The organism is Streptomyces sp. NBC_00086 (genome assembly GCF_026343255.1).
GTDB lineage: Bacteria > Actinomycetota > Actinomycetes > Streptomycetales > Streptomycetaceae > Streptomyces.
The window spans coordinates 1,923,006-1,937,146 of record NZ_JAPELZ010000001.1 but is presented as its reverse complement, the minus strand read 5'-3'; the positions used below and the strand labels follow the sequence as shown (position 1 = coordinate 1,937,146).

The 14,141-nt window shown below is 67.7% G+C and carries 14 protein-coding genes; 5 read left to right on the top strand and 9 right to left on the bottom strand.

Annotated elements, in window-relative coordinates; all coding sequences use genetic code 11:
* The first annotated feature begins 3 nt into the window (after nt 1-3).
* Both OG276_RS08560 and OG276_RS08555 read left to right on the top strand, forming a co-directional pair.
* Complete coding sequence (locus OG276_RS08560; protein WP_266903874.1) at nt 4-2,058, top strand: APC family permease; 2,055 nt, start codon at nt 4-6, stop codon at nt 2,056-2,058.
* A 127-nt stretch (nt 2,059-2,185) separates the two neighbouring features.
* Nucleotides 2,186-3,520, top strand: coding sequence for a class I SAM-dependent RNA methyltransferase (locus OG276_RS08555; RefSeq protein WP_266903873.1), 1,335 nt, complete (start codon nt 2,186-2,188; stop codon nt 3,518-3,520).
* Nucleotides 3,521-3,793: 273 nt separating this feature from the next.
* On the opposite strand, the gene OG276_RS08550 is transcribed toward OG276_RS08555, so the two are convergent.
* Nucleotides 3,794-4,966, bottom strand: coding sequence for a hypothetical protein (locus tag OG276_RS08550; protein ID WP_266903872.1), 1,173 nt, complete (start codon nt 4,964-4,966; stop codon nt 3,794-3,796).
* A gap of 746 nt (nt 4,967-5,712) precedes the next feature.
* Here OG276_RS08550 and OG276_RS08545 point away from each other — a divergent pair.
* The gene (locus OG276_RS08545) at nt 5,713-6,330 is read left to right on the top strand and encodes a hypothetical protein (protein ID WP_266903871.1); all 618 of its coding nucleotides are present in this window, start codon (nt 5,713-5,715) and stop codon (nt 6,328-6,330) included.
* Between the two features lie 19 nt (nt 6,331-6,349).
* Here OG276_RS08545 and OG276_RS08540 read toward each other — a convergent pair whose 3' ends face one another.
* The 5 genes from OG276_RS08540 to OG276_RS08520 form a co-directional block, all read right to left on the bottom strand.
* Nucleotides 6,350-7,507 carry a hypothetical protein gene (locus OG276_RS08540; protein ID WP_266903870.1) on the bottom strand — a complete coding sequence of 386 codons (1,158 nt, stop codon included), beginning with the start codon at nt 7,505-7,507 and terminating at the stop codon, nt 6,350-6,352.
* A 3-nt stretch (nt 7,508-7,510) separates the two neighbouring features.
* Nucleotides 7,511-8,623, bottom strand: coding sequence for an ImmA/IrrE family metallo-endopeptidase (locus OG276_RS08535; RefSeq protein WP_266903869.1), 1,113 nt, complete (start codon nt 8,621-8,623; stop codon nt 7,511-7,513).
* A 181-nt stretch (nt 8,624-8,804) separates the two neighbouring features.
* On the bottom strand, nt 8,805-9,104 hold the full coding sequence (locus tag OG276_RS08530; protein ID WP_266903868.1) for a hypothetical protein: 300 nt from the start codon (nt 9,102-9,104) through the stop codon (nt 8,805-8,807).
* A gap of 299 nt (nt 9,105-9,403) precedes the next feature.
* Nucleotides 9,404-10,465: an oxygenase MpaB family protein gene (locus OG276_RS08525; protein WP_266903867.1), complete on the bottom strand. Its 1,062-nt coding sequence runs from the start codon at nt 10,463-10,465 to the stop codon at nt 9,404-9,406.
* 358 nt (nt 10,466-10,823) lie between these two features.
* Nucleotides 10,824-11,030 (bottom strand): hypothetical protein, encoded by a 207-nt coding sequence (locus OG276_RS08520; protein ID WP_266903866.1) that lies wholly within the window; start codon nt 11,028-11,030, stop codon nt 10,824-10,826.
* 268 nt (nt 11,031-11,298) lie between these two features.
* Here OG276_RS08520 and OG276_RS08515 point away from each other — a divergent pair, with 268 nt between their 5' ends.
* On the top strand, nt 11,299-11,583 hold the full coding sequence (locus tag OG276_RS08515) for a hypothetical protein (protein ID WP_266903865.1): 285 nt from the start codon (nt 11,299-11,301) through the stop codon (nt 11,581-11,583).
* 42 nt (nt 11,584-11,625) lie between these two features.
* Here the strand turns inward: OG276_RS08515 and OG276_RS08510 are convergent, their stop codons facing one another.
* Entirely contained in the window at nt 11,626-11,913 is a 288-nt protein-coding gene (locus OG276_RS08510) for a hypothetical protein (protein WP_266903864.1), read from the bottom strand.
* A gap of 403 nt (nt 11,914-12,316) precedes the next feature.
* Here OG276_RS08510 and OG276_RS08505 point away from each other — a divergent pair, with 403 nt between their 5' ends.
* Complete coding sequence (locus OG276_RS08505; protein ID WP_266903863.1) at nt 12,317-12,628, top strand: hypothetical protein; 312 nt, start codon at nt 12,317-12,319, stop codon at nt 12,626-12,628.
* Nucleotides 12,629-12,839: 211 nt separating this feature from the next.
* Here the strand turns inward: OG276_RS08505 and OG276_RS08500 are convergent, their stop codons facing one another.
* Together OG276_RS08500 and OG276_RS08495 are read right to left on the bottom strand one after the other, a co-directional pair.
* Nucleotides 12,840-13,043: a hypothetical protein gene (locus tag OG276_RS08500; RefSeq protein WP_266903862.1), complete on the bottom strand. Its 204-nt coding sequence runs from the start codon at nt 13,041-13,043 to the stop codon at nt 12,840-12,842.
* Between the two features lie 136 nt (nt 13,044-13,179).
* Nucleotides 13,180-13,971 (bottom strand): serine protease, encoded by a 792-nt coding sequence (locus tag OG276_RS08495; protein ID WP_266903861.1) that lies wholly within the window; start codon nt 13,969-13,971, stop codon nt 13,180-13,182.
* Nucleotides 13,972-14,141 lie beyond the last annotated feature (170 nt).

Here is a 14,141-nt window from a genome sequence, read left to right as displayed (position 1 = left end):
TGCGTGTCCAAACTGACCGACGTGCCCAAACGGATCCTGATCGGCCGGGCGCTACGCAGCGACCGCCTCGGGGAAACCCTTCTTCCCAAGCGGATCGCCCTCCCCGTGTTCGCGTCCGACCCGCTCTCCTCGGTGGCATATGCCCCCGGCGAGGTCCTGCTGGTCCTGTCGATCGCAGGCGTGTCGGCGTACCACTTCAGCCCCTGGATCGCCGTCGCGGTCGTCGTGCTGATGTTCACGGTGGTCGCTTCCTACCGGCAGAACGTCCACGCCTACCCCAGCGGCGGCGGTGACTACGAGGTCGCCAACACCAACCTCGGGCCCCGGGCCGGTCTCACCGTCGCGAGCGCCCTGCTCGTCGACTACGTCCTCACGGTCGCCGTGTCGATCTCCTCCGGCGTCGAGAATCTCGGCTCCGCCGTCGGTTTCGTCATCGAGCACAAAGTGCTCTCCGCGGTGATCATGATTCTGCTGCTCACGCTGATGAATCTGCGGGGCATGAAGGAATCCGGGAAGCTCTTCGCCATCCCGACCTATGTTTTCGTGGGCGCCGTTTTCGTCATGATCGCGTGGGGCGCCTGGCGCGGCATCGTCATGGGCGACACCATGGAGGCCCCCACGGCCGGCCTGGAGATCAAACCCGAACACCAGGGACTGGCCGGATTCGCCCTGGTCTTCCTGCTGCTGCGGGCCTTCTCCTCCGGCTGCGCCGCCCTCACCGGCGTCGAGGCCATCAGCAACGGCGTACCCGCCTTCCGCAAGCCCAAGAGCAAGAACGCGGCCACCACCCTCGCCCTCATGGGCCTGCTGGCCGTCACCATGTTCTGCGGGATCATCGGCCTGGCCATGGCGACCGACGTCAAGATGGCCGAGAACCCGGCCGTCGACCTGCTGGAGAACGGCACCCCGGTCGGCGCCGGCTACGTCCAGCACCCGGTCATCTCCCAGGTCGCCGAGGCCGTCTTCGGCAACGGCAGCTTCCTCTTCATCGTGCTCGCCGCGGCCACCGCGCTGGTCCTCTTCCTCGCCGCGAACACCGCGTACAACGGCTTCCCGCTGCTCGGCTCGATCCTCGCCCAGGACCGCTACCTGCCGCGCCAGCTGCACACCCGCGGCGACCGCCTCGCCTTCTCCAACGGCATCGTGCTGCTCGCGGGCGCCGCGATGCTGCTCGTGTGGATCTACGACGCCGACTCGACGAAGCTGATCCAGCTCTACATCGTCGGCGTCTTCGTCTCCTTCACGCTGAGCCAGATCGGCATGGTCCGGCACTGGAACCGCCACCTGCGCGCGGAGCGCGACCCGGCCGCCCGCCGCCGGATGCACCGGTCCCGGGCGATCAACACCTTCGGCGCCTTCTTCACCGGCATGGTGCTGGTGGTCGTCCTGGCCACCAAGTTCACCCACGGCGCCTGGGTCGCCCTGCTCGGCATGGTCATCTTCTACGGAACGATGTCCGCGATCCGCAAGCACTACGACCGGGTCTCCGAGGAGATCGCCGCCGCCGAGGGCCCCAGCGACGACAGCGTGCGCCCCTCGCGGGTCCACTCCATCGTCCTGGTCTCCAAGGTCCACAAGCCCACCCTGCGGGCCCTGGCCTTCGCCAAGCTGACCCGCTCGGACCGGCTGGAGGCGCTCAGCATCAGCGTCGACCCGGCCGAGACCAAGGCCCTGCGCGAGGAGTGGGAGCGGCGCGGCATCAACGTTCCGCTCAAGATCCTGGACTCCCCGTACCGCGAGATCACCCGCCCGGTCGTCGAGTACGTCAAGGGCCTGCGCAGCGAGAACCCGCGCGACGCCGTCAGCGTGTACATCCCCGAGTACGTCGTCGGCCGCTGGTACGAACACCTCCTCCACAACCAGAGCGCGCTGCGCCTCAAGGGCCGGCTGCTCTTCACCCCCGGCGTGATGGTCACCTCGGTGCCCTACCAGCTGGAGTCCTCGGAGCTGGCGAAGAAGCGGGCGAAGAAGCGCGCGGAGTGGAACGCCCCGGGCGCGGTGCGCCGCGGGCCGGTCGACACCCCGCGTCCGCGTCCGAAGGACCCGGCGGGGAAGTAGGTCCGCAGCCCCCGCGTCGGAGTGGCGAACGGCCGGACGAGATCCACGTAAACTGGTGGGTCGGTCGTCCGGCCGTTCCTTTTCGATTCTGATCTTCTGATCCACATCTCCTTGGAGTCTCCCCACCATGACGAGCGAGCAGAACGAGAAGCAGTCACTGGTGGGGGAGGAGTACGAGGTCGAGGTCGGCCCCGTCGCGCACGGCGGGCACTGCATCGCCCGCACCGCCGAGGGGCGTGTCCTGTTCGTCCGGCACACCCTGCCCGGCGAGAAGATCATCGCGCGGGTGACCGAGGGAGACGTCGACTCCCGCTTCCTGCGCGCCGACGCCATCACCGTCCTCGACCCCTCCAAGGACCGCGTCGAGGCCCCCTGCCCGTACGCCGGCCCCGGCGCGTGCGGCGGCTGCGACTGGCAGCACGCCAAGCCCGGCGCCCAGCGCCGGCTCAAGGGCGAGGTCATCGCCGAGCAGCTGCTGCGGCTCGCCGGGCTCACCCCGGAGCAGGCCGGCTGGGACGGTACGGTCATGCCGGCCGAGGGCGACAAGGTGCCCGCCGGGCAGGTCCCGCAGTGGCGCACCCGCGTGCAGTACGCGATCGACGAGGACGGCGTCGTGGGCCTGCGCAAGCACCGCTCGCACGACATCCAGCCGGTCGACCACTGCATGATCGCGGCGCCCGGCGTCACCGAGCTCGGCATCGAGCAGCAGGACTGGCCCCAGATGGAGACCGTCGAGGCCATCGCCGCGACCGGCTCCGGCGACCGCCAGGTCGTCCTGACCCCGCGCCCCGGCGGCCGCCTCCCCCTCGTCGAGCTCGACAAGCCGGTCTCGGTCCTGCGCGTCGAGGAGAAGGACGGCGGAGTCCACCGCGTCCACGGCCGCCCCTTCGTGCGCGAGCGCGCGGACGGCCGTACGTACCGCGTGGGCATGGGCGGCTTCTGGCAGGTCCACCCCCAGGCCGCGGACACCCTGATCAAGGCCGTCATGCAGGGCCTGATGCCGCGCAAGGGCGAGATGGCACTCGACCTCTACTGCGGCGTCGGCATCTTCGCGGGCGCCCTCGCGGAACGCCTCGGCGAGACGGGTGCCGTCCTCGGCATCGAGTCCACGAAGCGCGCGGTGGAGGACGCCCGGCACAACCTCACGGACTTCCCCCGCGTCCGCATCGAGCAGGGCAAGGTCGAGCAGATCCTCCCGAAGACCGGCATCACCGAGTGCGACCTGGTCGTCCTGGACCCGCCCCGCGCGGGCGCGGGCAAGCAGACGGTCCGCCAGGTAGCCGGCCTCACCCCGCGCCGCATCGCCTACGTGGCCTGCGACCCGGCGGCCCTGGCCCGCGACCTGGCGTACTTCCAGGAGGCGGGCTACAAGGTCCGCACCCTGCGCGCCTTCGACCTCTTCCCGATGACCCAGCATGTCGAGTGTGTCGCGATCCTTGAGCCCGTTGGAAAGGGCCTCTGACCTGCAGGTTAGAGCAGGGTGCGTTATGTGCGCTGTGGGCGTTGTGGGCGATATCTTGACGCTGATTCGACGCTCGTGACGCACGTTTGACGCACGCGATCGGAAAATCCTGACGCTTCGTCAGTAATGGATGGGCGCCTCCCACGGCAGCTTGTGATCTTGCCAAGGGAGGTGCCCTTCTTGGCGTTGGGCAGTCGAGTCGGTCCGTGTTGGAACCAGATTCTGACCGACCGCGCCGAACACGTTCCGTGACATTGTCAAGGTGCCTTGCTTCTAGAAGCCGGGCCCGTAGGGGTTCCATCCGTGCAGGAACGGCTGGAGATCGTCGGCGCGAGGTTCGGGAATATCCGGCAGGCGGAGCGTCCCGTTGAGTGGGTCCAGCCGCTGCACGTGGCCCGAGGCCCAAGCGATCCATGCCTCGGCTCCGTCCCTCTCCGTACCAGTCGGCAGGTTCTGTGTGTGGAGGCGGAGGGCGTCGATGTACTCGGCCAGGTCCGCTGCGCGACGCCATGCCTTCTCTTGTGCTTCGAGTCGCTGGATACGGACTGCCTCGGCGTAGTCGATCTTTGCCTGTTCCATAGCGGCTTCCCACCGGAGCCGCTTCTCCCGTGCGGCCTCCAGGTCGGCCAGCCGTTTGTGTTCGGCAGCCTCACCCCTGAGCCCCACTTCCTGCACGATTTCGGCGAGCTGGTGCTCAAGAGGGCGTGCGGCCGTGTCGGCCCACTCGTCGGCCCTGTGTCGTGACCCGCCGCTGATGCAGATCCTCAGGCGTTCAGCGGGGGAGTATTCGTACCGAGGAATCCGCACCCAGGAGTGCTTCTCGGCGTCCGAGAGCTCCTTCTTCGTGGGAATGTGGTCGGTCCGGTCCTGTTCTTGCAGGATGAGGAAATCGCATCGCTGGCCCTGGGCTGTGATGGTGAAGTGGGGAGAGCCGCCGCGCCGGCGGTGAGGGGCGGGTGCACTCTCGGCCGTACCGAACGCGCTGACATACCCCAGCTTCTGCGTTGCGGTGAGCAGTGCGTGGATGAGGCAGAAGGCTCTGCCCTGCACGGCTTTGGTCAGTGCCATGGGCTGGGAGTGCGCCTGCAGAGCTCTGACCACGGGGTGTGGAGTGGGGAGCCGTGCCGGTACGGCAACGGGTGACAGTACGGCCAAGGGCCAGGCTGGGGTGTCGACCAGCCGGATTTCGTATCCGTCGCGGCACCAGCCGGCGTGCAGTTCCTTGGTTGCAGGGATCTTTCCCGACCGCCGTGCTGCGGCAACACGGATCGGCCATTTCTCGGTCTCCCGACCGCTGGCTTCGCGTTTGACGACGCGGCCGGCTTCTGCGAGCTCTTCCAGGAGCTGTTCCGTGACGGTCTTGGCCTTCTTCCGCGGAAGGGAGCTCGTTCGCTGAACCGGTACGGGCGCAGCCGCCTGGCCGCTGGACTTTTTGCTCTTGGCCACGTCGGGTGGCTGGATTCCGGTCTGCGGCGCGGGAGCGGTGTCTTTGCCCCGAGGCTGTTCCGGGGGATGGGATCCGTGGTCCAGGTATTGCTGGCCGGCCTTGGTGAGGGCGACGGACCACCGCCCCTGGCTCCTGGAGACTTTGACCAGTCCGCGGCTGTGCAGGGCTTGGCAGCTGAGTTTGTGCCCGGTTCCTTCCCACACGCCGTCAGGGCAGCCTCGGGCGACCCATTGCAGCACCTGTTGCTGCCGTTCGTTGAGCTCTCATGGCACCTGAACTCCCCACCGTGCGAATGCCTGCACAGGCATGCTCGCAGCCGCACTCCGCCTGGCGGGGGTGGAAGGGGAAGGGGGTTGGCAGGCTGGATGAAGATTCGGACAGATGTAGGCATGGCCGCCTGTGGTGGCTAGGCTCGCAGTCGTTCGTTGGTGGCCGCCGTGGACGCTTGCTGGCCGGACTATGACGGGTGCTGGCCATCTCGCGATCATCTGAGGAGGCGGCCGCCGGGCGTACGACTGCCCGTACTAGCCTGGGCCGTCCGTGCTGAGGCGTTCCCGTGTCTTGGTCAGGGGAAGGCGGGTTAGGGGTGTCGGTCCCGCTCGGCTGCGGCCAGCAGGGGATTGGCGAGTGGATCGTGTGAACGTGAGCCGCTCGTGCTTCCGGTGATGGGTGCCTGAGGGTAAGCAGGGGCGTGCAGACGCTCCGCAGGCGAGGGTGTCAGTTCGAAACGAGAGCGGGTTGGTTCATGTCGGTCGTGGCGCGAGAGCAGATGGATGTCGTCGCAGGTGCGCTGGCTCCCTGCGACCTCGTGCCCCGCGAGGCGAAGCTCGCGCTTGTCGAAGCCTTCGGGACGGAAGCTGTTGTGGCCTATCGGCATGACGCGCTTGAGCGGGAGCGGCGGGCAGCCGAAGGGATGCCGCCGCTGACGCGGCCTGACGTGCTGGATCTCCTCATGTCGCTGCCCCTGGGCGAGCCGGTTCCTGCCAGCTCCTTGAGCGAGAGGGAGCGGCGGGTGCTGAAGTCCCTTCCGAAAGGCGCGGCGGTCCGCAGGGACGGGTCGATCACCCGTCGCGCGGCGCAGCCTGTCCACATCGACATGGCGTTCGTGCCCGGCCGCAGCTGGGAGTCGGGGATGGAGAAGGCCGAGCGATTTACTCCGTTCTGTTCTCGCGCGGTGGTGGTGGACGGCGTATTGCGGCGCAAGGATGATGCCGTGCTGCGCGCGGACTTCTACGGCATCGGCCTGCTCACGCTTCAGGGGGACTCGGTGGAAGTGGTGGTGCCGCCGCGGCCCTTCGTGCGCAGACGCCATACCGTTGCCGGCTGGAAGTTCCTGGAAGACGTCCACCGCCAGCTCCCCTGAGCATCCGGCCCGCGGCTCGTTACGGGGTGACGGGGAGTGTCGCCCATGCTTTGAGCGGGGAGGGCGCCTGGAATCCGGACCGGGGGCTGGCGCCCAGCCCGATGCGCTGGTTCTCCAGTGCGTAGCGGTCGATCGCGGCCGCACACTTGTCGCGCCACCACGATTTACGCGGGGTGCCTGGCTGGTAGCCGGCCATTTCGGTGACCCAGTCGCTCCACGTGAGGACGGTGTGATTGTCGGCCTCGCGCCGGGTTTCGCCGTCCGGCAGGAAGAAGCGGTCGAGTCCACGCCCGTCGCACTCCTCGCAGGAGCAGGTTGCGGGATCCACGTTCCCGTACAACCTGGAGAGGGACTCGGCGCCCTTGAAGCACATGAGTTCCGGCATCAGCACGCTCGGGTAGGTGGGGCCGGCCTTGTTGGTCTGGGCCTTCTCGCCGGGCGGGATCGCGTGGCGGAGTGAACTCTGCACGCCGATGCCGGTGCAGAAGGCGCCGTGCGCGATCGCATCAAGCGCAGCGAGGTCGGTCCGCAGTAGTGCCACGTGTTCGACCTCGGCCAGCAGGCGGCGCAGATTGGAGGGGATGTCCTTCGTCTGCTCCAGCGGATCGAACTGGCGGAACAGGACGAGGGCCTTCGGGTGCCGGATCTTCGTGGAGACCGCGATGAGTTGACCAATGTTCTCGCGGTTCAGCCACGTGACGTCGATCGGGAGCGTCACGACGGTGTCGGCGCGTTCGATCTTGTTGGCCTCGCGTATCACTGCCTTGAGCGTCTTGGAGTCCGCGGGCGGAATGTAGCCGGTCGGGGTCAGTGCCGCGCTCGCTCCGCGTGCCTTCTGGAAGGCCAGCGAGGTGTCCACTGAGGCGAACAGCTCGTCGGTGGGCACCATGAACGGCTCGTCCGCGGTTGCGACATAGGTGGTGTAAGGGGCGCTGTCGATCAGCAGGGTGCCTTCATAGCCGGCCGTGCTGCGAAGGTGGAAGGCCCGCTCTTCGGCTTTGGCTCCGGTCATCACGACGCCGCTGAAGTCGTCATCGAGCGCGGGCCGCGGCCGCGGAAGGTTGATGGCGTTTTCGTGGAGCAGCACCCGCCCCTGGAGGAGCGGCACGGCGGCAACGGTGTGGTCGAGCGTCTTCAGGGCGGGCGGTCGCCGCCTCGGGGAGGGGGTGTTGCTCATGAATCACCTCGCAGAAGAGTCCGGCACGTCCTTGTGGCCGGACGGAGAGGAAGTGCACAAGTAGATCTCGTGGAACTCCTCGCGACCCAGGCCAGCCAGGTGGGCGGTCTCGGTCGGACTGAGGTGGAGCTGCTGCTCAAGCCGGGTGACGGCTTGAGCGAGGTGGCGCGGATTTTCGCGCCGGATGGTGGTCGGCTCGTTGGTGCGGTAGCCGAGGGCGGACAACTCGACCACGAGCGTGCGGTATTGCCATTCGCTGATGACTCCCAAATCCATGGCCCGCCTGATGAGCGCCGCCATGGACACCCCCCACCGGGCCTTGAGGTCCAGCAGACGGGACACGTCGATGCCTGGCTTCAGCTCGGGCAGGACCGCGTCATGGGGCATGAGGAACTCGGCGGCGAACCGGTTGGCCTGGTCCTCCTGCACGCGACCCTCACCCGGCTCGCCGTGCATCACCAGATGACCCAGCTCGTGTGCCAGGCTGAAGCGAGAACGATCCCCTGGTGCATGCGAGTTGAGCAAGATCAACGGGCACCCGCCGGGGGGCCACTGGCTCACGGCGTCGAGCTCGGTGGTGCAGAGATCCCGAACTACGACCAGAGCGCCGGCATCTTCGAGCAGGGCGACCATGTCCTCGATCGGCCCTGCGGGGACGTTCCACTCCTCACGCATCGTCTCCGCCGCATCCGCGGGAGTGTCGAAGTCGTTGACCTCCACGCGCCGAAACCTGTCGTTGCGATGGAGGTCCGCTGCCCGGGCCAAGGAGTCGACCTGGAGCCGGGTGAGCGCCAACGTCGCATGGATCCGACGCAGGGCGGGCGCCCCCAGGGAGGCTCGCTTGCGGTGGTGCACCAGTCCGACACCTGCACCGGCCGTCTCAGCGGCGTGGCACAGGGTGTCGGCGGTGTAGCGCAGGGCGTCGGCGAACAGTTGCACGCGCCCGTCCCTGACGGGGATGCGGCCGGCTTCGGCTCGGCTGACGTACCCCTGGGTGATGCGGCTGCCATCAAGACGTGTCATCTCGTCAGCAAGTTCGGACTGTGTCCAGCCGCGTGAGTCACGGGCCAGTGTGAGCATCCCGGGATCCGCAACCAAGCTCTTCTGGTCGCGCACGTGCTCACCTCCAGCCCTGGCGAGTTCAACTCCCCTGAGGGTACACGGTTTTATGCCTCAAAATATTCCACACATGATCCGAGGGTCGGGCCAGCGAGGGACTGATTGGAGAGGTGAAACGTATGTTCAAGATCGAATCTGCCCGAGTGCCCTGCAGTCGCTCCAGAAGGTGACCGCGTGGTCAGATCTTGTATTGCGCCGACAGCGACGAGGGGTAGTCGCGGGGGCTGCTGTAGCAGTCGACGAACTCGCTCTTGCCGTGGGGACGCCTCTTGTGAACCTCCCCTTCGAGGCATCCGTTGGAGTCCTCCACGGGTGCTTCCGCCGAGAACCAGGCGTCTACTTCGTCGTCGGCCTGAGCCGGGCCCGCAAACAGCCCGATAAGGCTGGCGGCCCCCAGGGCGGCGATGGCTGCTTTCCTGAGCACTGTGTCTCCCTTGCGTCGGTAGCGTTCCTCTTCCGCCTCGGCAAACGAGCCCATGATCAACAAGCAGCGGGTTCATGACGCCAGCAACTCAAAGGAGTGGTGATGGACTTGGTCCTCAAGGTCCGCGACGATCGCCGCGGCCTGAGGATCAAACTGAGACAAGTGCGGAAACGCTTCATGGAAAGTGGCGAAGGGCCAGCGCTACGGGGCCGTTGGCATGATCACACCGGACGGTGGTCCGCGTGGTGCATGTCCTGCGGGCGGCGGGCCAGGTCACGCATTCCGGTGAGGGGTGCCGTCGCGTCGCCGGCGTTGCGGTCCGCGAGATTGAGGCCGAGGTGTCCGGAGGCTCTCTACCGGTGCCCGTAGAGGTGCAGGGGCATCGTCAGCTCGATTTCCTTGCCGTCGTTCATCGCGCGTTGGACCATCTGGACCGCCACGCGCGTCATCGTCGCCGACGGTGTCGGCAGCCCGCCCGCCTGGGTGCCGGTGAAGAAGCCGTGCACGGCGGACGGCACCACCGCATCCCACGAGGAGCGGGCCAGGCCGAAGGCGTCGGCGTCCACGTCGCCGATCATGTACCGCACCACAGCGGTAGCTGGCGGCACCGTCATCTCCTTCGGGCCGACCAGCGAGGAGAAGTACTCGATCGTCGCCCGCACATACTTCGCGGACTGCGGCGTCACCCGCGCGTGCAGCGCGTCCCCCACCACCGCACGCTTGCGTGCCGCGGCCAGAGTCGAGGGCATGCCGACTTCGGAGACCCCCATCAGGGACGCGCCGACGCGGCACTCGTGGTAGTAGTGCTCCGCCTCCTCCTCGCTGGGGTGGACGCCCAGCTTGGGCAGGTGGTCGATCAGGCGACTGGTGAAGAGGCTTCCCTCGGCGAGCAGATCCAACTGGTTGATCGGCAGGCCCCACTTGCCGGTGTCCCAGTGCCCCTCGGTGTGCAGCAGGTAGCGCACGGCGGAGTGCGCCATCCGTACCCGTGCCGGCGTGACGAAGCCTGCCCCCTGGGGTCCGTAGGGGGTCTTGTGCAGGATGTCGCCCACGGCGCGCAGCGCCTTGGCGAAGCCCTGCTTGTTGTCGTGCGGGCCCTCGATCCCGATGATGGCCGCCGCCGCGGCGGGGAAGCGCATCCGCTCCGGCGTCACGTACAGCACTGCGGCGAACGAGATCTGCTGCGCGTGCGCCATGCCGAAACGGTGACCGGCGGCCAGTGCCTGCGGGTCGACCCAGGAGGGCAGTTGTCGGGTCGTCTCCAGGAAGTCGCGCAGCTTGGCGGGCAGTCCCTCAGGGATGGCCTGGCCGTTGGTTCCCCATCCCTTGAGGGCTTCGTTGACAGCCGGACCCTGGCCCCGCTCGAAGGCGTCGGTCACGGCCTCGTCGCACTGCGGGTCCGCGACCTGCTTCAAGCCTTCCAGAAGGGCCCTCTCTTCAGAAACGGCATCGGCTGCGGTGGCCCGCGAGGGTGTGGGGCCCGAGGCCGCCCGGGCGGCGGATGCCGTGGTCCCGCCGCCAAGGAGGGCGGTGGCGCCGACCGCCGCTGCGGAACCGAGAATGTGACGTCGTGTCATGGGGTTGCTCATGTAACGATCTTGGTCTGTCGGCGCCGCAAGTGCCGCATCGGAGAGCCAAGATCCCCTCGATCGGATGACGGTGATTTCCAGCCCTGCCGGCCGTCGATTCCGGCCGAAACGCAACGGCGTCCGCAGGGCCCGGCCCGTCGCTACCCAGGTCGACATGAGGAAGGTCGGCGACCGGTGTGGCGGTCTAGAAGCCCTTCCCCAGGTAACCCAGCACCGCCGGGTCCATCCCGCTGTCGCCTTCGGCGATTGGACGGGGCTCGGGTCCCCGCCCTTGGAACAGGGGGCGGATGCCCATCAGGCCCTTCGTGCCCTCGACGGCCCAGGGTGCATCCGATTCCGGCAGCGACACCCGGATCCGGTAAGGGCCGGCCTCCCACTGGATCTCGCTCATGGCGCGCTGCTCCTTCGAATGACTGGAATCCTTCCCGATCAATCTATTTGAGGACAAACCGCCCTCAAGAGGCGAAAGTCCTAACCTTGGGCTCCGTTGGGCCCGTGAGGGATGGGGAGGGGGCGCGGCGTCGACGTGACGCTGAGGATGCTCAGTTCGATCGGGTTCGGGTGGTCCTCGGTTCAGCGATCACGGGGGTCCGGTCGGGGTGGACATCGCCCCCTAGACCGGTCTGCACCAGGACCCGGAAGCCTTTGCTCGGATCGCGTTGCCCTGGCACCGGGCGGTCTACACCGCCGCCGATCACGGCGGCGATGGTGGCGTCACCGTCGCCGCCGTGGAACGAATGCTGACCGTGCTCGGCGCCGACCCAGACCAGGCCCGCCGTGTCGCGGCTGAACGCCAGGCCGACGCCACCGGGCACATCACCGAAGACGAGGTCCTTGCCGAGATCACCGCCTGCTACGCCACCGGCACCTGCCAGCAGGCGTTCCGGTACCCGCTTGAGCCCCCCGACACACCGCGATATGCAGGACGGGGCGGCCGTCCGTAGAGCCGGCTTGGTCTATGCCTCGCCGACGCGGCAATCCGGCGGTCAGAACTCGGACGCGGTGACGTCGAGCATGGCGGTCTTGCTGTCCTCGTTCGCGGTGAAGTCGACCTTCACGGGAATGTCGTGTCCCGGCCGGGGCATCCCCAGGGTGTCGGTGCCCGCCGACGGTCGTCCACCGTGGGGGTTCTGCTGCTCGAAGTCTGCTGTGAGAGTGCCGGTGCGGTCCCGGACGGTGGATTCGTCGACGGTGTCGTCATCGGCGTGGGCCAGGCCGGCGGAGAGCAGGACGGCGCCCACGACGAGTGCGGCCTGTGCGGTCTTCTTGATCATGTAATGGTCAACGACAACAGGCTTCGCCGGTCACCGTGCCGGACGCGGTCCGGTCCGTCCGGTTATCCAGGATCAGCGGTGTCGCGGTCGTGGGTCTGCGGCCGCCCGTCAAAGTCGGGGGCGCGAAGGGCGGAGGCGGCACCGCCGGTGTGCCCGATGCGCTTGACGGCGAGGGCGTTCGGAGAGCCGGGCTGTCCAACGAGCCCCCGGCCTGAGTCACCCGCAGTCGGAAGTTCCAGCCACCCGGCGCTCGGCCGTAACCAGACGGTGCCAGGGTGGTTGAACGCTCGCGACGGCCGATCAGCAAGCGGATGCCGCTTCATCGGGGGATCGGTGTCCTCGCCGGTGGCCCGGCCACGGCGACTACGCCCGCCCCCTGTCATACCTACCGAAAGGGAAGATCATGGGCTACTACGACAGCGGGCTCGGCAGCGATCAGACGAACGGCACCCTGACATCAGGCAGGCCCGTCTCCTACCTGTGGAACGTCGACGTCTCAGGCGGCGACGAAGACCTCCTGCGGGCCGTCCTCACGGAGAGGGTCGGCAGCGAGTACAGCCCCGCGGAGATCGACAACTTGCTGGGACGGTCGGACTCCTCGTTCACGCTGGCCTTCTGGGACGAAACCTCGGCGACGACGTTCGCCGAGCTTGCCAGGGCCACCGGCGCGACCGCCAAAGCGTACGAAACGACGAAGATCAACATGATCTCCTAGCGGAGCACCGGGCCGACAACCCGGCCTGGCAAGCCCCCCGGGGCCGTCGCGTCGGCTGCGACATGCCCGCGCCAAACACGGTTCCGCCGGAAAGGGACTCCTGAAGGAGCATCGTTTCCGGCAGATCTACCGGGGCTTCTCCTCAGCCGAAGCGGCCTGTGTGGGGTGCCACCAGTCCGCTCTGGCGGCACCCACACGGCAGCGGTGATGGCTACGGCTTCACCGCTGCCGTGCCCCCCGGAACGCCGGCCGTGAGGGAAGACTCGATCAGCTCCAGCGCCGGCTTGAACTCGGCGGCACGTTCGCGCACGTCGGCCGGGACATCCTCACGAGTGGTCAGTTCCTCGACCAGGGCCCGGCCCTTCTGGACGTCGAGAACGAGTCCCGTGCTGATGTTCTGAATGTAGAACGTCATCTACAGCTCCCTGCATGGTGATGAGTGGGGCGCACGCCTCGCCGCGATGGGCGCGGACCTGCCCCAGATGCTTGCCCCGATGGCTTCCGCTGGTAGGCCGGCCTCCCGCGATCGCAGAGGCCCAGACCGGTTGTGTCTACGCAGTCTTGCTGTCGATCCAGGTCCGGAAGTAGGCGACGTTGGTGAGGATGTCGGACGACCCCGCCCTGGCGCAGCCGTTCGCGTGGGACACGATGCCGATGACGGTGCCGTTCTTGTAGAGCGGGCCCCCGCCGTCGCCCTTGCAGGTGCCCTTTCCGCCCGCGTCCACTCCGGCGCAGATCATGCTGTCGGCGATCGCGCCGGTGCCGTACTGGCTCCGGCACGTCGATCGAGGCACCACCTGGGTGTTGACGTAGCGCAGCGTGGGAGAGGGCTGCCCTCCCTCACGGGTTGCGCCCCAGCCCGCGGCAGTGACCGTACCGGTGAACGCGGCCCCGGACTGCGGAAGAGCCGCAGGGACGGCGACGAGAGGCGACTTGAGCTTGAGCAGCGCAATGTTGTTCCACCCGGAGCTCGCGGCGTAGTCGGGGTGCCAAACGATCTGCGCGACCTGCACCGTGGTGATGCCGGGGACAGACAGATCGGTAAGGGCCAGCGCCCCCGAGACGACCTTGAGCTGACTGGGGGCGGATCCGGTCGTGCACGCCGCGGAGGTCAAGGCCCAGCCGGGCTTGATGAGGGTGGCCCCGCAGATCAGCTGCCCGTTCTTCTCCAGCGCGAGGACGGAGGGGAACTGCAGCGGCTTCGCCTCATATCCGCCGACGATGGCGTGCGCCTGGGTCGAGCCCGTGAGAACCAGCAGTGCCGAGGCCAAGGTGGCGCCCAAAGCGAGCAGGCCGCGACCAAGGGCTGAGCGCGGAATCGTCACGGGGAAGTTCGTTGTCATGAGGTGATCATGATGGTGCGGAGCGTGTTCACGGGATCGAATTGGCCTACAGGAAGGAACTTTGGCCGAACACTGCCGGGCAGCAGGCGGGATCGGCCGGAGTGTGACCCGAGCATCCTGCGCGGTGGCTTAGTTCGCGTTCTTGTGAACAAATCCAGACGCTGATGGCG